The following is a 24,624-nucleotide window of genomic DNA, read 5'->3' on the forward strand; positions in this document are numbered from 1 at the left end:
TTTTTTAGTTTTCGTTTCCTTTATTCGAATCACACAGAACAAAGAAATATTTCAAACAAATGCCTTAAACACCCTATATATTTATAAAGATATGATGTATCCTATTCTCATTCTAGATTTATATATGATTCTAGACCTAAATTTTTACAAATAAAATTTTCAAAATTTAAAATTTAATCTCCTGCTGAATCATCTTGGTTTAAAACTATAAAACCTGAAAGATTTAATATATATTGATCAGAAGTTAAACAATGGTTGTGAATGTACAGTTTCCAAGACAAAACAGGGCTCTGTGGCAGCCCTAGCCCCGATAGAAGTGGAAATCCTTTTTTGTCCACCGCGGCGGACAAAATTTTGATGGTTTTTTTGTTTCTTACTACTCCCCTCATCCCTTGTAAACATTGAGATTAAACTAAAAATCATGTTCACTTTGTTAGGTAGATACTAAATACCAAGTTTTAAATCCGTATTTTACTCTCAATATTTCCTTCCTTTCAGGATTTACATACCAAATCAATTAAAAAAGAAAAGAAGAAAAAAAGAGAAGAGGATTTTCTCAATAATTAAAAAAAATACAATTCAATAAGCATCAAAAATAAAAGGGATGTGTATAATACTCATCCCTTTTAAAGTAAATTTCCAATAAATAAAATTGTTAATATATATATATATATGAGTTTCAAAACCGAAAGACTACAATATTCATACATTAATTAACCCTGTTGATATTTGATTTTATATAAAATTATTATTCAACAACATTTTATAGATTATTCATATTATAATTTTTCATTTGTAACTTCTCCTCTTTCATGATTTAGAATTTCCTTTGTTTTCTCTGCAATGTTATATTTTATTTCAATCTGAGATTCCCAATTTAGTAAAATATAGTCAATATTATATGTCTTACCATCAATATATTTGATAGAGGTACCAGAATCAGCCTTTTGAATTATAGCATCACTAACGTCACTAAATATTTTTAAGTAAGCTTCTACTTTCTCAGTACTATATTGGCATAAAATCCCTTTATATACTCCAACAGTATAGTGATTAATTCCTTTATTTCTTTCTTTTAAAGTCCCCAAAATAGCATTTTCTGGAGCATCCCTTAAAACATAAATGTTTTTTTCCTTACTAATAACAATGGCTACAAGCAAACTATTAGGGTTAAGCTTTGGATAGTTTAGAATAAAATCATCCAAGCAGTTTGTCACTGCATTTTGTTCTGACATAACTTTATCCTTATTAGGGGCACATGAAGATATTAATACTAAAAGAAGGCAAGATAATTTAATAAGTTGTCGCTGGGTAAAATTGTTTACTGTCATATTGATAAGCTTTTCCATTATTTGGTGTATATACTTTACGAATTATATTTTCTCCTTTATTATTTGTGGGATAAGAGCTGGCTGCTTTTGCATCATCAGTAGGAGCATTAGGGTTTATAACCTGTTTTGTATCTGCGTAATATCCTGAAGGATTTGTGCCTTTTGCATGATTATGGTCAACTTCAGTTACAGTATTTACTCCTGGTTTATCAAACATTTTTTTAGCTACATCGTCCGCAGGGACTTGTCCCTTTGTATTAGTCGTTACAAGTGCTGAACTTTTATCTCCCTCTGCAGATGTGACATCAATTTTACCATATTCTACGGATACATTATTTGCTATCGTTTTAAAAGCCTCTTTTGCTAAAGCCTGGTCACCAATTTGGAGAATTTGAAATTTATTATCAGGACTGCTATAAAACTGATTATCATTTCCAATATTTTGGGTCACGCCAGTTCTATTACCGTTATCATCTGTAATAACAATTACATCTTCACCTTCTTTTTCTACTTTAGTTATTCCTTTAGAATTTACTAAATATTCGTCTGGAGGTGTAGCTGACATTCCATCAGGATCTATAAAATATACAGGATTATTAAGAACGTATGTGTAAGAAATCAACCGTATTGAGATCTATCAACTGCTCCATACAAATAACGCCATCGTCCTTTAATTTTAATATAAGTCTCGTCCATTCTACAACTACAGCCAACTTCTACTTTGCGTTTCATCATTTACATCTCCATTAAAGGTGCAAGCTTAAATACCCAGCGCTGAATGGTAGCATAATCAACATGAATTCCTCATACTCTCATGGTCTCTCTTCAACATCCCGATAATTTAAAGTATACCTAAGTTTGAAATATACTGCCTGCAGAATAAGGGAATTTGGATAGCATTGATCTATCGAATTCATTTTTTGATTGGTTTAAAATTTTAAAGATAAAAAGTTATTCCCAGATGCGACAAAACCATATAAGTTAGAATACTAAGTTCTATCTTTTCAATGTGAAATGCCCTTTAAAAATTCTGCTATCTTCCAATTTTATTATATACCAGTAATCATCTGAAGGCATTTGCGCTCCCAAATAAGTTCCGTCCCATCCTTCACCTAGTGGATCTATTTGCTTTAGTAATTTACCGTATCGATCAAAAATCTGAACTATTGTTTTTTTGTTTGAAGTATTGTTAACTCCTTCAATATTCCAATAATCATTATAGCCGTCCTGATTAGGTGTAAAAAAAGCCGGAATACCAAATACAGCAAGTTCTTTTGGAATGGCCCCACAACCGTTTTGATCTTTTATATAAACTGTATGAATTCCAGCGGGAACATTTAAAAAAGTATTTTCATTTTGATAAAAGCCGTCTTGATCATCAAGGGTATAAACATAATCACCATTGCCAGTAACTGAAATAGAAATAGTATTAGATTCATCAACAACCGCTATGACATTTGATGCGATATCTGATGCCGAAACTTTTATAGTTCGAGTTCTATAACAATGCGTTTGCTTATCAGTTACATCAACAGTGAAAATTCCTTCTCTATTTACTATTAAACTGTAATTTGTTTCATTGGTAATTTTTGTAGCATTAAAATACCATTGATAATCATAATCATTAATTGTATTTATAGCCAAAAGACCAGCATCTATTTGTTTTGTAAAAGTTGGCAAATTGCTACACACCAATTCTTCTCCTTTTAAGTTGATTTTAGGGAGAGGTTTTATGATGAATTCAATTAAACCACTTGCTTTGCAAGTATCGTTTTTAGGATTTATAACTTCTACTTTTACATTTTGGGAAGTAGTTATAAATGGATTCGGAAGAGGACTTGGCAACAAAGTATTATTCGCATCATAATAATTAACTGTCATTCCTATTTGTGACCCCAATAAAATAGATTCAAAAGAAGAAGTATCAAAAGCATAATTTCCATCTTGTAAAAGAGGATCTGATTCATCATCACAGACGGTAGTTAGAGCAGGATCTATTGAGAAAACTTCAGGTAAATCATCTACAACAAATTTAATCGTCGAATTATAACTGCAAGAAGTTGCTGTATTATTTGTAACAATCACCTTTACGGTTTGTGAAGCTGTTATAAAAGGATTTGGTAAAGGACTTGGCAGTAAAACATTATTTTGATCAAGGTACGAAACCCTAACATTGGTTAATCCATTTAATAACTTGCTTTCAATATCTGAAGTATCAAAAGCAAACAAGCCATCCTGATTATCATCGCAGTGAATTCTTTCAATTGGCTCTGTTACAGGAATTGGCTCTACATTTAAAATAATATATCCTCCTAATCCTAAACAATCATTATCAAGCCTGCTATCAACACGAATATATATTTTTTGAGTATTGGGCGAACTTGTATTTCTGTAATTAGAAATATCTTTAATGGCATTTTTTTCCGCTAATGCGTCTTCTATATTTTGATAATAAAGAACATCTAAAAGTTGACCAGATGGAAATATATTTTTAATATCACTAGTAACAGCACTAAAATCAAATGAAGAAACACCATCTTTATTAGTACCTATAACAGCATCATCACATTGGGTAAAACTTTTGGAATAACTAGATGGGATTTGAGTTGTGGAAACAATAAGATTCACTTGGGCAATTTTATAGCAGGTATTACTATTGGTTACACGAGCATATACTTTGTCTAGACTTACCATCTGATTTCTATAGGCGGTTTGATTTAAAATAGTATTGTTATTATTTTCCGCATCAAACAATGTTTTATGAAAAGTAATAATTTCATTTGCCGAATTAGCTGTTATCTTATTTATAACCTCTTCCAGATTAAAAAGGCTGTACCCATCAATATCATCATCGCATTGTTTTAGATCAACTAAATTAGAAATCACAGGCAAAGCAAATACATCTATATTAAACGACGTAACACCAAAGCAATTAATATTGTCTTTATTTGTAATTTTTGCAAAAATCGTCTCTGTTGCACTTATATTATGATAGGCATTTGGTAAAGTGATCAATTGAGTTAAAGCTGCATCCTTATAATAAGAAATCAGAAATTGATTTGCCGATTGTCCATTTAAAATATAGCTATCTCTTTTAGTTAAATCTAAAACAGCTTTCCCATCATTATCTGTACCAATACTTGTATTATCACATAAACTTAGATCAGGAATAGCACTAGATATATTAGGCAGTGGTGAATCAAATACGGCAAGATCAAAAGTCACAATACTTTTACATTCATTATTGAACTTATTATAAACTTCAGCTGTAATTGTTTCGTTTTGATAGGCTATTTTATTTTTGTATGAACTTGGAACAGCAATTGCATTACCATTTTCGCTATATTTTATAATACATACATTTGGATCCTGACCATTTAAAATTGCACTATTTTGACTAGTTAAATCAAAACTATAAATTCCATCATTATTATCGTCACAGACTAATAAATCATTAGGTTTTGTTGTTGTTGGTACAGAGGTAATAGTAATTTCTTTTGACTTTATAACTGTACCTTTTGGTGTTGTTACTTTGGCTTTTACTAGATATTTTCCAGGAGAAGAATACATATGTTTTGGAGAAACGTTATTTAAGGTAGTTCCATCTCCCAAATCCCACGAGATACTATTTATTGTTTCAGAAGTATTTAAAGTAAATTCAGTTTGTGAACCCAGGCAAAGATTATTAGTTATTATTGATGGGTTAAAATAAGATTGGCTAAAGGTTGGAAGCCCATAATGAGATGAACCAAAGCCTTTTAAGTCCAGTCCATTTAATTTAAAATTACATCCCAATCCTAAAACATCTGGATTTTCAATTACATCTAAAAATTTACCTGACCACGAAGCAACATATATTTTATTATTTATAGCTAATTGTAATGACCCCAGACCTTTTGGAGAAGTACTAACTGTAATTCTCGTTGAGGCTATATTAGATGAAGTTAAGTCAAATTGAGAAATTCTTCCGTTACTCGATTCAGAAATGTAAAGCACCTTATTATTAGGAGAAAATTCAGCCCCAGTAATTTCAAAGTAGCTATTCATTAAAATTTTTGGATTAGAAACCTGACCGGAATTAGTATCAAAATCAAACAATTCGGCATTTTGAAAAAAAGTGTTGCATAAAATTAATTTGCTACCATCAGGAGATATTTTCATATTACCAACTGCCCCAACCGGACCAAGAACCGACTCACTTAAAACAGTTCCAGAATTACTCACTACGGGAGTGTTGCTTATTCCATTTGCAGTAACTAAATAAGAATAAAAAGAATTGCTGTTCCATTTATGAGTAATGACCCAATAATCTATATCATTTGCATGTTTTACAATAGTGATTTTTTCACAAGTAGGAGTATACAAAAGAACATCTTTATTAGATGTAACACCTCCTAACCCACTATTTAAATTCATATCAATTTCGGTGTATCTAATACCATTAGCAAGCCCTCTGGCATCTAGAGTAAAAAGGTAATATAAGTTAGTGCTACCGGGCTTTTGTATTATAGCCGATGTTTGGGTTGAATTATAACTTCCTTTTAAATTTATGGCTATAGGTTGATGGTTCCTATTCCAAAGAGTTTCGCCGTTAGAATAAAGTAACAAATTACCGTTACTATCTGATATAGTGCTGCAACCTTGTACGGCAATTATATTACATCCCAACTTGGATATTACTGAGCCATCAGCATTGAATTTAAGCCATCCTCCGCTGCCAAAACACCAATTACTCGCTTCCTCTTGTGAAAAAGAAAATGAGGAATATAAAACAATTAATAAAAAAATAATTTTACGTAACAATACAATATTTATTTTTGAAAACTATTATGAACATGCCTTTTGGTTTTTTACTTTGTATTTTTAAAACCCACAAAAGTTTGATAAAAAAATATATCATCCTCTTTGCGCCACTAACCTGTTTTTATTTTTGTCAATTTCTCTAAAAAGATTCATCCTTAATACTTCTGGATTTATAGTACCTGATTTCAATGCTTGCGCATTAGCTAATATAGTATAATCTCCTGTGTAGCATTTGTAATACTACTTTGCATGAAATTAATTTTACGCGGATTAAGTACCACCCATAGCAACAACTACTTCAAACTGTACTTTTATTCACCTGTGTTCTGTACCATCTATCTATTTCAATATAACTTAATTCATTCCCTTTAACATAATCCATTGCATATGTTTCCACTAATTCTGAACTTATCTTAATCGCTTCTTCAATTGTTTTTACATTTTTAAAATAGCTTTTATAATCTTTTTGTCCTTTAAATGATAAAATTTCGTCAAGATAAAAAGACTGAAGTTTAAAATTCTCGTCTTTATAAAATTCTCTAATTGTATAGAGACCTTCTCTGACTTTTAAAGTGTCTTCATTAAGTTTAGTAAATTGTATTTGAGGAACAAAATCGCGAAATTCATAAATAAAATAAATTCCAATGCTACTTGATATGAATTTCACATATAAAGCATGGTTATGATCTTCAATATCTTTAATTTCGAAATTAAAAATATTCGTTAAGAAATTGAAATATGTCTTCAACATCTCAATGCTTTTTTATATTCTTAATATTAAAATCCTATTAATGGTGTGGTAGGATAACCTGTTCAAAGGCTGTTTTAATTTTTATGCGATATTAATATAAATATCTGATATTCTGTAAATGTTTGATGAAATATTAACCACCAGCACATCTGATACATTACCGAATATTCAACAATCATTCACATTTCTCCACCAGCATATCCTCGCTAAATACTTTTCTTTTTTTCCTATATTCCTGGTCAAGATCATCGAGCATACTATTATCAAAACATTTGATTTTATTAAAATCATTTTCGCAAAACACAAACTCGAGATAAGGAGCTTCCGTATTATTATATTCTCCATCAAATGTCAAAATATTCTCTTCTATAAGTTGTTTTGGAATTTCTTGATTAGTTCGTTTTTCATTATAATTTACAAATAAAACGGGAACTCCCTTTATAAGTTTGTATTTATAATTAACCTTGACCAGATAAGGTATTTCAGGTACAGATATTGTTAGTATAGCATGATTACTTGTTTTTTTTAATGAACAAATAATCACCTTTGCCTTATAACTTTTTAATTTAACAATAGAATCTTGTATCTGTTTAATATTCTCAACAAAATAAATTGATTGATTTAAATTACTTTTGTTTCCGCAGCTTGTCAATAACAAAAGTGCGATTAGTTTCCAGGTGGTGTAGAAAAGCTTTTTTTCCATTTTAATGTATTTTGAATATAATTAGCATCGAGTACGGTATTATTGTCATAGTAATTTCTTATTAGACCATTTGAATATGAAGGCTTATTAATCACACCGCTTGATTCATAATGAGTTATACCGTATCTACTCCAAATAAAATTTCCCAGTCTGGCTTTTGAGGCATTACTAAAATCTTCATCACTCGGCCTGCTTCCGCCTCCTTTTTCAAAAAGCCATCTACCTCCAAAAGTTTTACCCCATATTCCGGGATGAGTATGATTTCCAATTTCTAAAGAATAACTGTCCCCATTAAAATCTAAAGTAGAATTTCCTGAATTAACGGCCCTGTCTATTTTATTGTCTCCATAGGGAAGTATATCAACTAACATGTTATTTCCATTATCTTCGCTATAAAGTCCCCAGCTGATTTCTTTTTGAAGATATAAGGACATTTTCATCATTAATTCTCCAACGCTTGCATTCAATCTTACACTTTTTCCAGTAATTGTCAATCCATTTTCACTAATATTGGTATTGTCTTGCAAAATCCCTTTATGAACATTCTCTGCGACAACATCCCCGTTTTCAGCAATTAATCTGTCCGTTTTGTCATTTGTCTTTCTCGTAAGAGTTATATTACCTGAGTTATCAATTCCGTAGTCATGTTCTGGAGCCATACCATCAGGGTCGATAAAATAAATAGGATTATTAAAAGCATAATTATAAGGACTATGTCTTCTCATGTTCTCTGCCAGAGGGTCAACATTCATCCATCTGCCAAGTGCAGGGTCATAATTACGCGCACCATAGTCGTATTGGTTGAGCCCCAGCTCGTCCTGCAGTTCCTTGCTATTATATTTATATTTATAGCTGCTATTAATTATGACCTCTCCCGTAATTTTTTGTTTCAAGCCAAAAGGATAATAAGTGTTTTCTTCAACGATTTGCAATGAAGGCGCTGCTGTCCCAACATCTTTATAGCTTAATCTCACGTTACCCAAATGATCCTTGTACTGGTAAATATATGAAAAATCTGCACTGTTTTTATCGACGTAACCCTCTGCTGTTGGAAAAAATCTCAACACCTCCGCTTGTGCCCCTATTTTTTCATACTGAAAACCGCCATCATAATTAGTGATTATACCGGCAGCTGTTTTACGTTGTTTAACACCTATTGCGTCATAATCATAATGAATTGTCCCTCCTGCTAGTGTTACATCGACGGGCATGTTCAGATGATTGTAGGATATGGATGTAATACCTTTATTAGTATCGGTCTTCATATTTCCATTATCATCATAAGTATACTCCTGAGCTGTATGACTGCCATCTTTAAATCCTTCTGTACTTCCTGAACTATCTTCTACTGTATTTAGCCTATTGCCTAGATAAGTATATAGTAAGTTGTCTACTGTCTCAAAAGTATTGGTCGTATTATTCCCTTTTCTCACCAAACTTATTATATTTCCATTCTTATCATAACCCAAACTTTCATTATAACGGGCTAAATTGTCAACTGCATTATTTAATCTGTTTAAAGCATCATAACTATATGTATAGCTTCTTAAACTGATATCTATCGGATTGGTGCTTTTCCAAAAAGTCTGACTTATGTTTCCGTTATACAAAGGGGTTCCTGCAGAAGGGTTGTGGTAATTAATTTTGCAACCAAACAAATCTGTGTAATCCATTGCAATGGTATTATTAGCAGTACTAGTATCATTTAATCCTTTTAACCATCCTCTAATATTATACGAAAAATCAACCATCTGTAAACGGGGTTTTGCAGCTTTCCCCCCGACACCTTTTTGAGTAAGCCGGCCTAATTCATCATACTTGTTAGAAGTAATAATCTCTTCGTCCTGGCTGTTTATTTTCTGTGTGTGTGCAAGCATACGATTTTGATAACCATAGGTGAACGTATCGATAATATCTACCGTACTCCCCTTAATATGTTTTGTAGTTACTTTTAATGCGTTGCCCGCAAAATCTAGTTCGGTTTTGACTTTCTGAATCGAACCTAAAAAATCATTTTTGGAGTAATTGTATATTACACGACCTTTCTGATCATAATAAATTACATTGGTTATCCAGTTACTTGTTCCTAATACACGTATTTTGTTTCCTGTAACTAATGAATTAACTCCTGTGCTAGGCGTAACCGAACCACTATTTTCCGAGTTTCCGTCATTTAAATCAAAATCATAATTGTCATAGTAATGAATTGTAAACAAATTTATATTATTGTCATTAATACTAGGAAAAGCATTATGGCTATAGTAAACTGCTGTACCATTAATTGTGGTACTGCTTACTGACTTCGTTTCAGACAAAATTCCTGAGCCATTGACCAATGCCTGTACAGCAGTTCTAGTGATGTCAATACTGTTAACGTAATCTCCTGTATAAATGGGTCTGCTAAAGGAATCATATTTTGTAAAAAGCCACTTATTTGATGTTCTTAGATTAGCATCTTGTGTCAGAACAGCTCTATCTAGTTTATCATAAACAATAAACTCCCAGCCTTTTCCCGGCAGTTTCTTTTCTACAAGCCGATTGCGCGCATCGTATCTATATTGATAACACAGCTGATCCAAAACAGAAGCCTGGCCAGTAACAATTTTTGCACTAAAAGTACTGCCGGCTTGGGCATGAAAGTCTGGTAATAAACGGATGGAGTTTGTCGCAGTAATGTTTACCGGCGTACTGGCTGGATTTATTACTGCTGAAGATGTTTGATCTGCCAAAACATTTACTGAACTGCCGCTAATTAAATCATCGGCTTTTGGAGGAATTACAAAAGTTAAATTTCCATACTCATCGTAGACATAATATGTGTCATGTTTTACGCTTGCCGCCCCATACGATCCGTAAGTTCTTTTTAAAACTATACGGTCTTGCTTGTCTTTAAATTCTACGGAAGTATGTTCATTGGGAGCCGCTTGGCCGGCCAGCCAGTTTTCATCTTTTGTGATTGTTTTATAAAGCTCAGATGCAGTAAAAAAACCCTCATCTTCTAAATTTGGATTCTCCTTATTTCCTGCATTATAAGAAACGCCAAAACGCCTTACATAATCGTCATCAATATTGGTTTGGTAGTTGTAACTTATTTCATGACCACTGCCCATTTTCCAGGCTTCACCCGGTGCAGCCTGTTTCAATACCCTGTTCATAGGTGAAGTTTGAAATTCTTTTTGTGAATACGGATTATTAGTGTTTTCATATTTGGCTGTATCATAGAAATTTTTAGTCTGCAGGGTAAGATCACCGGTCCTGAAAACACCATTATTGCTGATTTCTGCATACGGTAAATATTCCTTTTCCTGTCTGCCAAGATCATCGTATCCAATATGCGTGATGATATCTTCTGCATTACCTCCGGCAGCAATCCCTATTTTCTGCATTGGACGGCCCAAACCGTCGAAATACGTAATTTCATCTATTTTCTGTTCAGCTGGAAGCACTCCTAAACTTGTGTTGGCAACAGTAGGAGAAATAATGCGAACGTAATTTTCATTGCTTACAGCAGCTGTACAGCCATTATTCGATAAATTATATTCGTCAGGACATCTGTCTAATTTGTTGGTTACATAATTACCGACGGGTTTTGTACAAGAAATAATCGGCACGCCGTTCCAATCGCCAAAGCCGTCGTTGTCGGTATCAGTATACCACAATGCTGCAGGATTTACTGCACTGTTGGAATCATCACAGTCCAGGTTATTGCTGGCGTAATTCCCAAAAGATGGCTTTTCGCAGCCTGCATAAGGATTTACATCCAGACTACTGCCATAACCATCATTATCTGCATCCACATACCAATTTTGCATTATAGTAATAGCGATGTTCTGATCATCGCAGTCTAAATTATTATCAACATAGTTAGATGGCTGATAACAATCCGTAATGGGAAGGGAAGCAGGGTCTCCAAATCCATCTGAATCTGCATCTTTGTACCAGGTCTTAACGCAATTTAAATCAATGGAAATACCAAAATAAAGGGATTTGAAATAAGGGCCGCTGTTACTATTTGATGTGTAAACTACCAAATTATTATCTTCAATCTTGGCATAATATCCTGTTTCTTGTCCATCACCATAAATAGGACCAAGTTCAATATTGGGTAAGGCCGGGGATATATTTATATAGGCTATAATTCCTGTGGTTAAGGACTGGTTGTAGGTCCAAGAAGGGTCAAAATTAACATATAGATGATTATTAGTGATTTCAATAATTCCATTTGCACCGTCACTAGTCCAGTCACTTGAGCCGACAAGATAACGGGCCTCTATAGTTTGGTAATAATTGGGATACTGGTTATCTAGAATTGCAGTGCCGGGTTTTGGTTTCAGGTAACTCGAACTACCGACAATTTTGGCATTTAAACAATAAAAGCTCAGTAAAATTAAGAAAAATAGCTGTTTTTTCATACTTATAGATTATTGCTTATAGTTATACTGATAGTTTGACAATATGTTTCCTTCCGCATCTTTGGCAGATTTTAAACGGCTGGACTGGTCATAATCATAATACGTGGTATACCCTTTTGGATCGGTCATCGAGGTCATGCCTACAAGAGGCTTATACGTATAGGTGGTAATCATGGTACTAGGCTGTGATATCCTTAGAGCATTGACTGCTGCGAGGTTTGATTCATTAATGCTCTCGAGACTCGCAACTCCTAAAGCGGAAGCAATTTGTGAATTTGACGCATTTTCAATTTTAGCTATAGGATATCTCTTATTGTACCCCCAAATTATCGTAACATAGATGTCATTGGGCTTATGAGACATTGCTAAATTCCCTGCTCCATCATAGGCATCATATAGCAGCTTATCTTTAAAATTAGAATCTAATGTAAAGAATCCAAAAGGATCAATTTTTGCAGGATTATAATTTGTTGTAACTGATGAAGGTTCAAATACTTTTCTGACTGCTGGAGCAATCACTGATCCATTTCCTGAAGTTTTTAATTGAAAATCAGATATTTCAGCCGTTATTACCTTGTTATCGACAGTTGAGATTACCTCTATTGGGTAGTTTATCATATTTTTATCAACCATTTTACTATAAATATTACTAATTGGAATTTCGGTCCATTGTCCATTGACTATACCAAACTGGGAGGAACGATACGTGAAATCATTCGGATATTTAAATTCCTTAACTACAACTTTTCCTTTCGAGTTAGTTGCTTTAAGCTGTCTTAACAAACTATTCTCGTTATATGTGTACTCTGATTTATCAAATAACTTAGTATTGTTATCATAGAAAAGTGTTTTCTCCTCTCTTGATAACAAAAGATCTGCAAAAATGCTTGTTGTAACATAATTACTGTAAACCAAAGAGCCGCTGTGACCGGTGAAGGAAATGTAATTTGAAGATTTACTGCTAAGATTATAGAAGTTTTCAGTTAAAGACAATTTATTATCACTTTGATCAAAAATTGTGATTTTAGATATCTTCCCAAATAAATTATCGTAATTATTGTTCAAAGATTTCAAAGGAAATTCAAACGAATTTACAGGTGGGGTAACAGAACCATAGCTTTTTAACTTAAATTTAGAAACTGCAAAGTTCTTTTTATACAGATACCCCCCATTATAATCTAAAGCAGTCTCTGTTTCCATTGTAAAAGGAATTAAAAAGTCAGTAACAATCCTTCCATTTCCAGGGTTTGACTTCTCTACCCGACTGTAATACAAAGCATTATCATTCGAATAAGAACTGGAACTAAAGTGCGACTGCACGCCATCGCCAGTAGGAAAATTGGTTTGGTACAATTGTCCAAATGCGGGCAGATTTGTAATAACACCTGAAGAATTTCCATTAGAGGTCTTGTACTTATAGAGTGTATTAAATGTTAAGCTGTTATTTGAATCATACTGTTCAATACTGGAGATTCGTAATCCAAAACCTTTTTTCAACTCACCTTCATACATGAAATCATTTGACTCATACAGGAATTTTTCATACCCCTTAGTAGGATAAGTAATTTTCTCCAGTATTCCATTTTTCAAAGTAAGTTCGTTAACATTTCTATCTGCTACGTATTTTGCTAAGTTATTTGCATATTTAGCAATAGCTGAAACCTTAATTTCAGTACCTGTGAAATTACTTTTTTTATAAATAGAAAACTTACTTGGTCTGGTATTGCTTCTTATGTTATCGGGGTAGTACCAAAGATCTGGAAGTAAAGTTTTATTTTGCTTTTCAGCATTGTTGGCATTATAATATCCCCAGTAATCCTGCTCGAAAGAATGGCGATGTGGAAGGTTTCCAGAATTATAGTCGAATTTATAAATTTCATCATTATTAATTACAATTTTATCCAGATAAAGTCTTTTAAACAGATATTTTAAATTTGCTGCTGCAAGATCCATTTCTGGTGAAATTTTATAACTCGTTATAAAATCAATATGTTTAAATTCATAATTTTCTTTATTAAAAAACTGTAAATCTTTATAAGCTTTTAAAGAATTTACGTTCTCATTTTTGCGTACATCTTCTCTGCTGGAAGCCTGATAATTAACAAGGATGTATTCAGAAGGTGTTTCAATTTTAATTATTTTTTTAGAGGTAAATACATCTTCAACTGCAGTACTTGAGTATGCCGTTTGATAAGCTAACATATCTTCTTTAAATTCTGTGGAAACATTGCTTAGAAGATTATTGTACTCATCCTGATAATAAAAACTAACAACGTTGTTTCTTTTTGTAGTAATTCTTGAAATATGCCAGCTTACATTTATTGGCTTTTTAACTACCTTAACCCAGTCTTTCGTAGATAAATGATTTGCTTCGGGGCAAACTCTATTATCCAGGCTTGCCATTGACATCGTTGGATAATTGAAAAGTCCTGAGGTATATACGGTACTTCCACTGGAAGTGCCTAGTATTCCAAAACCACTGCCGTAAAAAGAATCATTTCGTTGTTCCACTACATCAAATAAATAAGAATTACCGTACTCATCCATTATAGTAAACTTTATAATAGAAAAATTTCCGACACTATCAGTACTTTCATAAATGGCTTCTATTTTGTCATTTGTAGAACTTACAATGATGTTATTTTTATTTAGTATCATAAAACTGCCCCTCTTGCCTGTAGGAAGCATATAATTGAAAATATCTGGCTGATTATCTCCACTGAAAACATTGTAAACTTGATCGCCAGTAAAATTAGTCATATCTCCATTATGACTTAAAAAATACTGGGCTGCTGCAAGATTTTTTGAGTTGATATCAAACCAGCCTGTTCCAGACTTTATAGTCATCATCTGACAAGGCACATTCTGGTTACTAAACACGTCAAATATAGTACCTGGTTCTAACTCTTTTATTACTTGTTTTGTAAATTCATCCGGCTGTCCGTTAATCTTTCTGTTGATAACCCCTCCAAGTAACAGCGACCAGCCGGTTCCAGCATCGCCAGCTGTTTCCTCTACTCTTACTCCATTTGAATTGTAACTCAAACTAATAGGAAGGCTGAGCTCATCTACATTAACATTGTACAATGGAATTGAAATGTTAGCAGTTCCTGTAGACTCGTTAACATTAACGGGGTTTACTTTAAATAAAGAAGCTACATTTGGAGTTGTGGGAATTTGTGAATAAATAAAATTAGATAGTAACGAAACCAGAATTAAAAATGATATTGAATGCTTCATGTGTTTTATATTTTGTTATTTTCAAATGGTTGTATACTTTAAGAATTGCTGTACGTATGCATTCAAGTATTCCCCGATAAAAATCTGAACCTTCATGATATATGACATAAACAATGGTAAGGCTGCTTATAATTAAAAGCTGTAATTTTGATACAGACAGCTGGCTGGCAGTAAGCACTGGTAATTTTTTTCATTAATTATTAATTTCTGTTTTCAATTGTTCTATTTCTCTTTTCATTGTATTATTTTCCTTTTTTATCTCAATCACATACAGCGTCAGCTCCTCTATTTTCTGCAGTAGTTTTGCATTCATCTCCCTGAGCTTATTTATAACTCGAGTAAACGAAGCAATTCTATGTAATCGATTACATAAATATTAGACTGTAAATAAAAGAAAAAATTCTATCCTTTTTTTACGGGATTCCTCATTTTGCATTTTTTTATTTTTCCTTTACAAGATGTAAGTAATTAAAGGACGGATCTATAACGACAACGAAATATGGTTCTGTCGCATCTATCAGAATCAAACATAATAATTTAAGTAATTTAAACGTTAGCCCGCCAATTTACAGAATGTTTAAACATAGTTATCCCTGGTTCAATCATCTGATTCTTTCTCAGCATATGGACAACTTCAATTCCGTTCAATGTTCGTCTTGCCGATTCAAAGCTTTTAAAGCCTAACCCATTTTGTATACTCCATTTTATAAATCGATGATCCTGTTCTACAATATTGTTGAGATATTTACACTGTCGGATTCTAATATTTGAGAACGAACGCTTGTTATAGACTTTGATAGCGGCAGTATTAAAACCACTTTTATCAATGTTAATTTTTTCTGTTGTTCTAAAGAAGCTAATACATAATTAATATCTCACGAAAAAATCAATAAATTAACATAACATTTACTACATTAGTGCTATAACTTCAAAACCCCTTGTAGATATGTACCCTATAAAGCGAAAATTATTGGTTATGGCAATTTTACTGAGTTCATTTTATGGAATGGCTCAAAAAACAATTCTCATCAACGATATTCAAATTTTTAATGGTAAGGATGAAAAAACAACAAAGGGAAATCTTTTGATTGTCAATAATCTGATTAGCAAAATTTCTACATCACCAATACCAACTGATACAAGCGTAAATACTACTATTATTGATGGCAAAGGAAAATTCTTAATGCCAGGTCTTATTGATGCCCACACACACATCATGATGGAGTCGATGGGTATTATGGAATTGATGAATAGCGATATAGAATACATTACTGCAAATGCTATTAAATCTGCAGAAAAAGACCTAATGCAGGGCTTTACAACTTTCAGAGACCTTGCTGGTCCTGCTGGAGGATTACAAAAGGCTATTGACAGAGGCTTAGTAATTGGTCCGCGTATTTATCCTTCAGGTGCTATGATTTCCCAAACCGGAGGTCATGGAGACTTTCTAACTCCCAATGCTGTTCCAAGAGATTTGGCAGCAAGCCTTGATTTTACCGAACGTAATAATTTCGGTGTCATAGCTGATGGCCCAGATCAGGTATTGAAACGTGTACGGGAACAACTTCGCCTTGGTGCCACACAAATAAAACTAGCGGCTGGTGGTGGCGTTTCTTCAACTTACGATCCTTTAGATGTGTCTCAATTTACAGAAGCAGAAATGAAAGCCGCTGTTGATGCAGCAGAAAACTGGGGTACGTATGTCACCGTTCACGCCTATACACCAAGAGCCATACAAACTGCTTTACGTGCAGGAGTGCTTTGTATAGATCATGCTCAACTTATTGATGATACAACAGCAAAAATGTTAGCAGATAAAAAGGCATGGCTAAGTCTGCAACCTTTTATAGATGAAGGCAAAAGCCTTTATGCAGATGGTTCTCCGAACCGTATAAAACAACAAACTATGATGAGCGGTACTGATAAAGCTTACAATTTTGCAAAAAAATATAATATTAAAACTGCCTTTGGAACGGATTGCCTTTTTGAGCCTGAGCATTCGGCAAAAAGAGCAGGAGATCTTGTAAAGTTGTTACGCTGGTACAAGCCTTATGAAATATTAAAAATGGCTACATCTACAAATGCAGAATTACTTGCCATGAGCGGACCACGTAATCCCTATCCAAACAAATTGGGTGTTATAGAAGAAGGTGCTTATGCCGATGTTTTATTGGTAGACGGTAATCCACTTACTAATTTGAATATACTGGAAGACTATGACAAAACTTTACTACTGATTGTAAAAGACGGGGTGATTTATAAAAATTTACTTAGCAAATAGTTTTTGGAATCGATTAGTAAAAGACTAAAGATTGGTTTTGAAACATACTGCTCTATTAAGACTAAGGGAAAAATGTTTTAAAATTTCACTTCAAGTATTATGGCAAAATCATGGAACAGCGGTATCTTAAAAAATGGAAAATCAGTAAAATATGGATCTAAGAAGTGTAGGTTCCGATATTTATAAGGCAGCCTTATTTTTATTTATTTTTTTAACGGTTCTAGTCTTATTACTGCTACTTTTAAAAATTAAAAGCCGAGAAATCTAGGTTTCTCGGCTCTTTTTATGGTTTGCTAAATTTTGTTTCAGTTTCTTAAAAATTTACAAGCCTGTGTTTTCAAGGGATCTTAGTTCGAGTCCAGAAGTGCAATTAAAGTGTAGAGTTCAATAATAAAAGCGGCATTACTGCCGCTTTTAACCGTTAGACCTCGCGTTTTTCCTGCCAGTCGAAGATCCCTCTTCTTTTGGCTATAAGCCATTGACTATTCTCACGTACATAATCATCCTTATAGATGGCACCTATAGTAGTTCTTGTTTTTTTTCCGCCATCATTCCCAATCAGTGTTATTAGGCAGTAACACGTCCCGTGAGCAGCATCCCCATCTAAATCAACTATCTGCTGGCCATTAAAATGATACACAGTTTCAATTTCGCTAAGAAAACTTTTAAACCCTTTTTCCATTTCTCTTCGTCCCTTCAATTTTAAAATCTGCTTGCCTCCTGCATAGCTTTCCGACACTGCATTTTCAGTGAAAAGCTGTACTTGGGCATGAAAATCTTTCCTGTCTCCCAGGACAGATACACGGTCAAATAATTCTTTGATAGAAGTCCTATCATATAATTCCTCCATATTCATAATATTTACCCTCATCCTACAGTCATTACTATTTTGCCTTGAATATTACCCTTAGACGCACGTTCATGCGCACTTTTTGCATCGGCAAGTGCATAAGTGCTGTCAATGGCCACGCGGATCGTTCCATTTTCGAGCAGCTGTCCTAGCTCCTTGAGCTGAGCTCCGCTTGAGCGCACTTGTGTTGCAGATACCGTTACTCCAAGCTTTTCAGCTTCTTCAGCGTCAGAGAAACCCAAAGGAAATATTGGAAACAAGGCACCACCGCGTTTCAGGGTTCTCAAAAACCTACCGGTGGCCGCCCCCCCCACAGAATCGATCACAAGATCGACATCAGTTACTATGTCTTCGGCAGCAACCTTAGTGTAATCTATGAATTCGTCTGCTCCGAGGTCTCGCAGGAACTCTTCATGCCTTGCAGAGGCAACAGCAATCACGTAAGCTCCCTTCCATTTAGCAAGCTGTAATGCGAAATGTCCCACACCACCCCCAGCACCGTTAATGAGCACTTTTTTGCCTTCAAGCGGCACCGGTTCATGCCTGTTCGGCTGTAGCGGATTCTGTACATCATGGCCTTGGTCAATCATGAATTGCCAAGCTGTAAGCAGGGACATCGGTGCGGCAGCGGCCTGTACGTGATCAATGCCTGCTGGCTTGATTGCAACTTGTGAAGCTGGAGCGGTAACGTATTCCGCGTAGGCTTTGCTCGGTCCGAAGCTGGGAAAACGGACCATCGAATAGACCTCGTCGCCGACAGCGAAATTATTGACATCATCTGCTACCGACTCGATGATACCAGAGATATCTGTTCCGAGTATTATAGGAAATGGGACCTGTGGCTGCCATTCCAGAGGCAACATCTTATATCCTTCGCGAAGATACCAATCTGGTGGATTCAATCCGATTGCGCGGACTCGAATCCTCACTTCTCCATTTTGCAGCTCTGGAACCGGTGCATCTTCATAACGCAGTACTTCCGGACCTCCAAATTCGTACTGGCGTATCGCCTTCATCATTGATGGTGCAGCCTGGCCAACTTCTTTATTTTTAAAATTTTTCATTATCATTAGTTTTTATATAGACTATTTTATTGCCTTACTGGAGCAAAATTAGGATATTTGTATACTTTTGTCAAGTATGTACTTTTTTGTATCTTATTTACTAAAAAGAATGTAATACTGATTAACAGCTGATTAAATTAAAAATAAATGAAAAATAAATCTGAAATTCCAGAGTGCATCCAGAATTGCGGCGTCGAATACGCTTTTAAGCGCATAGGGGGGAAATATAAAGGTCGGATTCTTTGGCATCTGGGAATGCAAAAAGTTTTACGATATGGTGAACTGAGCAGAACCCTGCCAGACATTACAACTAAAATGCTAACCCAAACCTTAAGAGAGCTCGAGGCCGATGAGTTAATCATCCGTAAAATGTATCACGAGGTTCCCCCGAAGGTGGAATATTCGCTGAGTGAGACAGGACTGGAGCTAATTCCGTTTATAGAGCATCTTCACGAATGGGGTAAAAAACAACTGGCCAATGAAACAATGGTGACAAAATAATTCTGTTTTTCAATTATCTTAGTTTTTCCATCAAGTTATACCTCCATATACTCACTAGTCTGTGCCCGGATCACATTAAATGGTAAACGTACCGAGATTTCAATAAAGCGTTCACTTAACGCAAATGAATGGGATGAAAGAAAAGGCATGGCAAAGGGAAGCCGCAAAGAAACAGTGGAACTCAACATGTACCTTAACCAGTTCAAGGCAAAGATCATAAATACCTATCAGCAGATGGTCCTGAGTGACGTTGCGATAGACGGTCCTGCAACCCAGCAACCTTAGAGCCGTATCCTGAGCAAATGTTCTACATTCCAAGGGACAATGTGGCCGTTATCGATGTGGCTGTTTTAGCATCTAATGAGATTAAAAGAAATACTAAGGGAGAATTTCCGCATCAGGCTATAGATGCAATTACTGTTCAGGGCCGAGACATTACCGAACAAATAAGCAAATACAACATTTGGAATACAAATGAATCAAACCTGAAGAAAGTTCTGACACATCATCTTGCGGTACCGGAAGAATTGATACAGATACATTCGAGTGTTGAACTAACAAGAATGACTTTTAAATACCAGACCAAGCATCGACTTGGTAATTTATTTACCAGACCAAATTGAAGCTTCATGCCGCTATGTCCATTTTGTCTGACAGGAAACTTTCAAAATTGTATAAGGCAAAATATACGCAGTAAGTTTAAAACCGGTTAAAAGATGACACAAAATAAGGAACTTAAAAAAAGGGGACACAATTGTGCCCCCCAGTATGCTTGGATTTAGAGGTTGACGAAGTCCATTCCTGAAAAGACGCCTTTGACTTCGGTAAGCTTTCCTCCAAGAGCAAGTGTACCCAAGTCAATCGGAGCAAAACCGATGGATTTGATCAGTTCAACTACCTCTGCTTTAGCATGCTGATCGTCGCTGGCGACAAAAGCGACACGACGACCTCCACCAATCACCGGATCTGCTGCGATTCTTGCAGCAAAAAGTGTATTGAACGCTTTCACGATACGCGCGCCAGGTAATTGTTCCAGTACGATCCCGGTTGAGGTTTTATTGCCCAACTCAGCGATTTTACCACCCTCAATAAACTCATTGGTGATATCGATCACGATTTTGCCACTCCAGTTGATCAGGCCGGTGAGAGACTTTACTTCACACCAAGGAAGCGCCAGTACGACAATATCTGCACCAGCAGCTTCAATAGTACTCACTGCTTTCACACCTTTGCTTAATTTCACAATGAGAGCTTTGAGAGTTTCAGGTTCCCTGCTATTGCTGATCAAAACAGGAACATTGATTTTTAGCAATTGCATGGCAATTGCTTGCCCGATATGGCCTGCGCCAATAATTCCAATTGTTTTCATGATGTTTATTTATAAATGCTTATTAGTAATTATTTAAAATGCAGATTTGATTACCCCGCCATCGGCCCGAAGCGCAGCGCCGTTGGTGGCCGCTGAAAGCGGGCTGGCAATGTATGTCACCAGATTGGCGATCTCTTCCGGTTTGATAAAACGCTTCAATAATGAGGTTCCCCGCATTGTAGTAAAAAACACTTTTTCCATTTCAGTATCGCTGATACCTTGCTGTTCAGCGGTTGCTTTCATAAAATTGGTGATAGCCTGCGTCGATGTTGGTCCGGGTAAAACAGTATTTACGGTAACGGCCGTACCGACGGTCATTTCGGCAAGCCCACGTGACAAACCGATCTGGGCAGTCTTGGAAACACCGTACTGGATCATCTCCGCAGGGACCTGTACACCAGATTCGCTGGAGATAAAAATGATCCGCCCCCAATTGGCCTTCAGCATTTGCTCGATGTAAGCACGCGAAAGACGTACACCACTCATAACATTTACCTGATAGATATCCATCCACTCTTCGTCAGTAATACCTTTGAATGCTTTCGGCTGGGCAACTCCAACGTTATTAACCAGAATATTTACATCAGGATATTGCTGGATAAGGGCATTCACCTGGTCAGCCTGTTCGAGATCCGCCACTGCACCATAGATATTCTGGTTACCGGTTTCTATTTTAATTTTTTCAACAGCTGTATTCACCCGTTCCGGAGTACGCCCATTAACGATAACTTTAGCCCCTTCAGCTGCCAGTGAACTTGCTATAGCAAAACCTATTCCGGTAGTTGAGCCGGTAACAAGGGCAATTTTTTCTTTCAATTGTAGATCCATGATTTGTATTTTGTTTGTGTTAAATAATTGTTTTTTTTATAATGAGGGCTTCAAGATGAGGTCGATTGCTGCCTCTGGCAAGTCCTTCTTTTAATGATTTATTTGCCTGCTAATCGCCTCGGCAGCAATTTTAAGTCGTTCTACCCAATCCTGGTGGTAAGCGTAAAGGGCTCCCGGATGTTTGTGTCCTAATATATTAAGGAACCACTCACCCTGTTGTGTTTCTTCGGTCAGAACATGAACACCTTCATCAGTTGGCGTGATTACCCAGCCGTGGTAAGCAGTGGAACCGGTCTGGTCACCGTCTACTGTAGTTTTCCAAGACAGCCTTCGATTGGGCTCAAACTCTGTCACAGTCAGGTGCATCAGGTAGCCGACAGTTACACGGCTCCATACAGTACCTGCAGCCAGTTCGTTCCCGTGGCTTAAAATTTTAACCTGATTTTCAGGAGGGAAATAGCTCATCCAGTTTTCGGCGTCAACTAAAAGTTTCCAAACCACATCTGCAGGCGCTTTGATATCGATATCATTCAGTGCGTAGATCGCAGATATCTCTGGCTTTTGATCCGCCGGCCAATTTGTTTTATTATACATAGTGTTTCTTCTTTATTTGCCACCAAAGTTCCGGCAACTTGTTATAAATAACGAGGACATTTGACAGAATTTAAATGTGATAAATGTCACAGTAATTGTCAGCTGTGTTCATCAAGTAAACGGACTTATAATTATCAATACGAATTTAATGATAGCGTCTAATATCCATTAAACAGGCCATTATATACCTATTTTATGAATTCAGGTGTTTTGGCTACCTTAAATACATATTTCCAATCTGTTTAATTATCCTTAATTTTTTATAGCTTTGTTCAAAAGCGAAGGCTATGTTTGAATTATTTTCATCTTATTTAAAAGAAAAAGCGGGTCTTAACGAGGATGAATTGACTCAAGTACGTGTAGTAACTGTGAGTAAGAAACTTCGTAAAAGGCAATACCTGTTACAGGAGGGCGACGTTTGTCACTACAATTGCTTTGTTGTCAAAGGCTGCCTACGAAATTATCGTACCAGTAAAGATGGCAATGAGCATATTTTAAGATTTGCAGTGGAAAACTGGTGGGTAAGCGATCCGGAAAGTTATAATAATAGCACACCTTCCAAAAATAATATCGATGCACTGGAAGAGAGTGAACTGCTGATGATTGAAAAAGTAGATTTCAATAATTTACTAGACAGCATTCCCCATTTTAAAGATTTTATTTACAATCTAAAAGCAAAGAGTTTTGACGTAAGCCAAAACCGTATTATGAGCAATATAAGTGATACCGCTGAGGAAAAATATTCCAATTTTATAAAAACATATCCAGATATCTTCAACCGCGTACCGCTCCACATGATCGCTTCCTACCTTGGGTTATCCCGTGAAACTCTGAGCCGCATCAGGAAAGCAGTATACTAAGGTTTTTAATTAGAGTGGCTGTTTTACGACATAATAAATTTGGAAGGGGTACGGTACCATTTTTGCCACAAAAAGTTAAGGCGTTTATTATTTTCTTTTAATCAAAAACAATTACTGATTTTTGATTAAAAGAAAATGAATTATATCAATTATTTAAAGCTCGTTACTACTTTTAAAATAAAACAAAAATTGACATTTTAAATTTGTGGCAACATCGTGACACATCTTCTTTTTGAAAACTAGAAATTCAACAAAATAAAGAGCATAGGAAGTTTAGGTTCTAATCTGCAGCTATCCATTAATCCTTTTTTTAAATGGCAAACTCAATAAATAAGGTGGCTGGTCCTCGATTTTTTGAGGGATGTGAAAACTCTAGTGCAATATAATTTATATGAATAACATATCTTTGTATCCTATGTCTATTCAAAAACTCATATCGCATTTTAACAGCTACCTTCCTTTAAACATGGAAGAAACAGATGCTGTAACAAAAAATGCAAATGAAAGAAAGATTAAGCGCCGGCAATTTATTTTACAAGAAGGAGACCGTTGCAAACATTATAATTTTATTGTTAGCGGGTGTTTTAAAATGTACAACGTTGACAAGGCCGGAAAAGAGCACAATGTACAATTTGGAGCAGAAAATGCCTGGATTACTGATATGGCCAGCTTCCATTCTGTAAAGCCAGCCGATTTTAAAAACCTTAATGCAGGTAAACCAAGCCAGTTGTTTATTGAAGCAGTCGAGCCTTCTGTAATTATTCAAATAGAGCTAAGAGATTTGGTTTTTCTGTTTGAAAAATATCCCAAATTCAACAGGATTTTTAGGGTAATTGTTGAAAATAATTTTATCGAACTTCAAAATAGGATATTGCAAAATATTAGCATGACAGCAGAGGAGCGTTATCTTTCCTTTTTAGAACAATATCCAGATCTTTCCAATAGACTTCCTAATACTCAAATAGCCTCCTTCCTGGGAATTACGCCTGAGTTTCTAAGCAATATTCGAAAAAGCATTGCTGTTAAATAACTGTACT

The 24,624-nt window shown here is 35.2% G+C and carries 20 protein-coding genes; 6 read left to right on the plus strand and 14 right to left on the minus strand.

Annotation, left to right across the window (positions count from 1 at the left end):
* Positions 1 to 779: 779 nt before the first annotated feature.
* From AC6CH4_RS20010 to AC6CH4_RS20050, 9 genes are all read right to left on the minus strand, one after another.
* Entirely contained in the window at positions 780 to 1,349 is a 570-nt protein-coding gene (locus AC6CH4_RS20010) for a hypothetical protein (RefSeq protein ID WP_498106149.1), read from the minus strand.
* Positions 1,294 to 1,896 carry a JAB-like toxin 1 domain-containing protein gene (locus AC6CH4_RS20015; protein WP_498106086.1) on the minus strand — a complete coding sequence of 201 codons (603 nt, stop codon included), beginning with the start codon at positions 1,894 to 1,896 and terminating at the stop codon, positions 1,294 to 1,296. Before AC6CH4_RS20015 ends, AC6CH4_RS20010 begins: the two co-directional genes overlap by 56 nt.
* Before the next feature lie 53 nt (positions 1,897 to 1,949).
* Positions 1,950 to 2,066 (minus strand): DDE-type integrase/transposase/recombinase, encoded by a 117-nt coding sequence (locus AC6CH4_RS20020; RefSeq protein WP_498106088.1) that lies wholly within the window; start codon positions 2,064 to 2,066, stop codon positions 1,950 to 1,952.
* Between the two features lie 261 nt (positions 2,067 to 2,327).
* Positions 2,328 to 6,134 carry an FIDD domain-containing protein gene (locus tag AC6CH4_RS20025; protein ID WP_498106090.1) on the minus strand — a complete coding sequence of 1,269 codons (3,807 nt, stop codon included), beginning with the start codon at positions 6,132 to 6,134 and terminating at the stop codon, positions 2,328 to 2,330.
* Between the two features lie 298 nt (positions 6,135 to 6,432).
* On the minus strand, positions 6,433 to 6,885 hold the full coding sequence (locus tag AC6CH4_RS20030) for a hypothetical protein (RefSeq protein ID WP_498106092.1): 453 nt from the start codon (positions 6,883 to 6,885) through the stop codon (positions 6,433 to 6,435).
* A gap of 175 nt (positions 6,886 to 7,060) precedes the next feature.
* Positions 7,061 to 7,588 (minus strand): hypothetical protein, encoded by a 528-nt coding sequence (locus tag AC6CH4_RS20035; RefSeq protein ID WP_498106094.1) that lies wholly within the window; start codon positions 7,586 to 7,588, stop codon positions 7,061 to 7,063.
* A complete protein-coding gene (locus tag AC6CH4_RS20040) occupies positions 7,552 to 12,000 on the minus strand; it encodes a DUF6443 domain-containing protein (protein ID WP_498106096.1) in 4,449 nt (1,482 codons plus the stop codon). The genes AC6CH4_RS20035 and AC6CH4_RS20040 overlap by 37 nt, the downstream gene beginning before the upstream one ends.
* A gap of 9 nt (positions 12,001 to 12,009) precedes the next feature.
* Entirely contained in the window at positions 12,010 to 15,240 is a 3,231-nt protein-coding gene (locus tag AC6CH4_RS20045; protein ID WP_498106098.1) for a hypothetical protein, read from the minus strand.
* Between the two features lie 546 nt (positions 15,241 to 15,786).
* A complete protein-coding gene (locus tag AC6CH4_RS20050; RefSeq protein ID WP_498106146.1) occupies positions 15,787 to 16,101 on the minus strand; it encodes a DDE-type integrase/transposase/recombinase in 315 nt (104 codons plus the stop codon).
* 85 nt (positions 16,102 to 16,186) lie between these two features.
* Between AC6CH4_RS20050 and AC6CH4_RS20055 the strand changes: the two genes are divergently transcribed.
* Positions 16,187 to 17,521 carry a metal-dependent hydrolase family protein gene (locus AC6CH4_RS20055; protein ID WP_498106100.1) on the plus strand — a complete coding sequence of 445 codons (1,335 nt, stop codon included), beginning with the start codon at positions 16,187 to 16,189 and terminating at the stop codon, positions 17,519 to 17,521.
* Positions 17,522 to 17,942: 421 nt separating this feature from the next.
* On the opposite strand, the gene AC6CH4_RS20060 is transcribed toward AC6CH4_RS20055, so the two are convergent.
* Complete coding sequence (locus AC6CH4_RS20060; protein ID WP_498106102.1) at positions 17,943 to 18,371, minus strand: nuclear transport factor 2 family protein; 429 nt, start codon at positions 18,369 to 18,371, stop codon at positions 17,943 to 17,945.
* A 17-nt stretch (positions 18,372 to 18,388) separates the two neighbouring features.
* On the minus strand, positions 18,389 to 19,435 hold the full coding sequence (locus tag AC6CH4_RS20065; RefSeq protein ID WP_498106104.1) for an NADP-dependent oxidoreductase: 1,047 nt from the start codon (positions 19,433 to 19,435) through the stop codon (positions 18,389 to 18,391).
* A 147-nt stretch (positions 19,436 to 19,582) separates the two neighbouring features.
* On the opposite strand from AC6CH4_RS20065, the gene AC6CH4_RS20070 reads away from it, so the two are divergent.
* The 3 genes from AC6CH4_RS20070 to AC6CH4_RS20080 all read left to right on the plus strand — a co-directional run bounded on the left by AC6CH4_RS20070 (position 19,583) and on the right by AC6CH4_RS20080 (position 20,559).
* Positions 19,583 to 19,936 carry a winged helix-turn-helix transcriptional regulator gene (locus AC6CH4_RS20070; RefSeq protein WP_498106106.1) on the plus strand — a complete coding sequence of 118 codons (354 nt, stop codon included), beginning with the start codon at positions 19,583 to 19,585 and terminating at the stop codon, positions 19,934 to 19,936.
* Positions 19,937 to 20,005: 69 nt separating this feature from the next.
* On the plus strand, positions 20,006 to 20,221 hold the full coding sequence (locus tag AC6CH4_RS20075; RefSeq protein WP_498106147.1) for an Arm DNA-binding domain-containing protein: 216 nt from the start codon (positions 20,006 to 20,008) through the stop codon (positions 20,219 to 20,221).
* A gap of 17 nt (positions 20,222 to 20,238) precedes the next feature.
* Positions 20,239 to 20,559: a hypothetical protein gene (locus tag AC6CH4_RS20080; RefSeq protein WP_498106108.1), complete on the plus strand. Its 321-nt coding sequence runs from the start codon at positions 20,239 to 20,241 to the stop codon at positions 20,557 to 20,559.
* A 155-nt stretch (positions 20,560 to 20,714) separates the two neighbouring features.
* On the opposite strand, the gene AC6CH4_RS20085 is transcribed toward AC6CH4_RS20080, so the two are convergent.
* The 3 genes from AC6CH4_RS20085 to AC6CH4_RS20095 form a co-directional block, all read right to left on the minus strand.
* Positions 20,715 to 21,305 carry an NADPH-dependent F420 reductase gene (locus AC6CH4_RS20085; protein WP_498106110.1) on the minus strand — a complete coding sequence of 197 codons (591 nt, stop codon included), beginning with the start codon at positions 21,303 to 21,305 and terminating at the stop codon, positions 20,715 to 20,717.
* 33 nt (positions 21,306 to 21,338) lie between these two features.
* On the minus strand, positions 21,339 to 22,133 hold the full coding sequence (locus AC6CH4_RS20090; RefSeq protein WP_498106112.1) for an SDR family NAD(P)-dependent oxidoreductase: 795 nt from the start codon (positions 22,131 to 22,133) through the stop codon (positions 21,339 to 21,341).
* A 90-nt stretch (positions 22,134 to 22,223) separates the two neighbouring features.
* Positions 22,224 to 22,727, minus strand: a complete 504-nt coding sequence (locus tag AC6CH4_RS20095) for an SRPBCC domain-containing protein (protein WP_498106114.1) — start codon at positions 22,725 to 22,727, stop codon at positions 22,224 to 22,226.
* Between the two features lie 287 nt (positions 22,728 to 23,014).
* Between AC6CH4_RS20095 and AC6CH4_RS20100 the strand changes: the two genes are divergently transcribed.
* Both AC6CH4_RS20100 and AC6CH4_RS20105 read left to right on the plus strand, forming a co-directional pair.
* Entirely contained in the window at positions 23,015 to 23,587 is a 573-nt protein-coding gene (locus tag AC6CH4_RS20100) for a Crp/Fnr family transcriptional regulator (protein ID WP_498106116.1), read from the plus strand.
* 391 nt (positions 23,588 to 23,978) lie between these two features.
* Entirely contained in the window at positions 23,979 to 24,617 is a 639-nt protein-coding gene (locus AC6CH4_RS20105) for a Crp/Fnr family transcriptional regulator (protein ID WP_498106118.1), read from the plus strand.
* Positions 24,618 to 24,624 lie beyond the last annotated feature (7 nt).

The sequence above is a fragment of the Flavobacterium sp. GQ95 genome, assembly GCF_059758655.1.

Bases quoted from the DNA above. Each gene is read 5' to 3' on its own strand.
- AC6CH4_RS20090 (WP_498106112.1), bottom strand. From the start codon at position 22,133: ATGGATCTACAATTGAAAGAAAAAATTGCCCTTGTTACCGGCTCAACT.
- AC6CH4_RS20105 (WP_498106118.1), top strand. From the start codon at position 23,979: ATGAATAACATATCTTTGTATCCTATGTCTATTCAAAAACTCATATCG.
- AC6CH4_RS20065 (WP_498106104.1), bottom strand. From the start codon at position 19,435: ATGAAAAATTTTAAAAATAAAGAAGTTGGCCAGGCTGCACCATCAATG.
- AC6CH4_RS20100 (WP_498106116.1), top strand. From the start codon at position 23,015: ATGTTTGAATTATTTTCATCTTATTTAAAAGAAAAAGCGGGTCTTAAC.
- AC6CH4_RS20040 (WP_498106096.1), bottom strand. From the start codon at position 12,000: ATGAAAAAACAGCTATTTTTCTTAATTTTACTGAGCTTTTATTGTTTA.
- AC6CH4_RS20010 (WP_498106149.1), bottom strand. From the start codon at position 1,349: ATGGAAAAGCTTATCAATATGACAGTAAACAATTTTACCCAGCGACAA.
- AC6CH4_RS20095 (WP_498106114.1), bottom strand. From the start codon at position 22,727: ATGTATAATAAAACAAATTGGCCGGCGGATCAAAAGCCAGAGATATCT.
- AC6CH4_RS20030 (WP_498106092.1), bottom strand. From the start codon at position 6,885: ATGTTGAAGACATATTTCAATTTCTTAACGAATATTTTTAATTTCGAA.
- AC6CH4_RS20035 (WP_498106094.1), bottom strand. From the start codon at position 7,588: ATGGAAAAAAAGCTTTTCTACACCACCTGGAAACTAATCGCACTTTTG.
- AC6CH4_RS20045 (WP_498106098.1), bottom strand. From the start codon at position 15,240: ATGAAGCATTCAATATCATTTTTAATTCTGGTTTCGTTACTATCTAAT.
- AC6CH4_RS20060 (WP_498106102.1), bottom strand. From the start codon at position 18,371: ATGGAGGAATTATATGATAGGACTTCTATCAAAGAATTATTTGACCGT.
- AC6CH4_RS20070 (WP_498106106.1), top strand. From the start codon at position 19,583: ATGAAAAATAAATCTGAAATTCCAGAGTGCATCCAGAATTGCGGCGTC.
- AC6CH4_RS20080 (WP_498106108.1), top strand. From the start codon at position 20,239: ATGTTCTACATTCCAAGGGACAATGTGGCCGTTATCGATGTGGCTGTT.
- AC6CH4_RS20020 (WP_498106088.1), bottom strand. From the start codon at position 2,066: ATGATGAAACGCAAAGTAGAAGTTGGCTGTAGTTGTAGAATGGACGAG.
- AC6CH4_RS20055 (WP_498106100.1), top strand. From the start codon at position 16,187: ATGTACCCTATAAAGCGAAAATTATTGGTTATGGCAATTTTACTGAGT.
- AC6CH4_RS20015 (WP_498106086.1), bottom strand. From the start codon at position 1,896: ATGTCAGCTACACCTCCAGACGAATATTTAGTAAATTCTAAAGGAATA.
- AC6CH4_RS20085 (WP_498106110.1), bottom strand. From the start codon at position 21,305: ATGAAAACAATTGGAATTATTGGCGCAGGCCATATCGGGCAAGCAATT.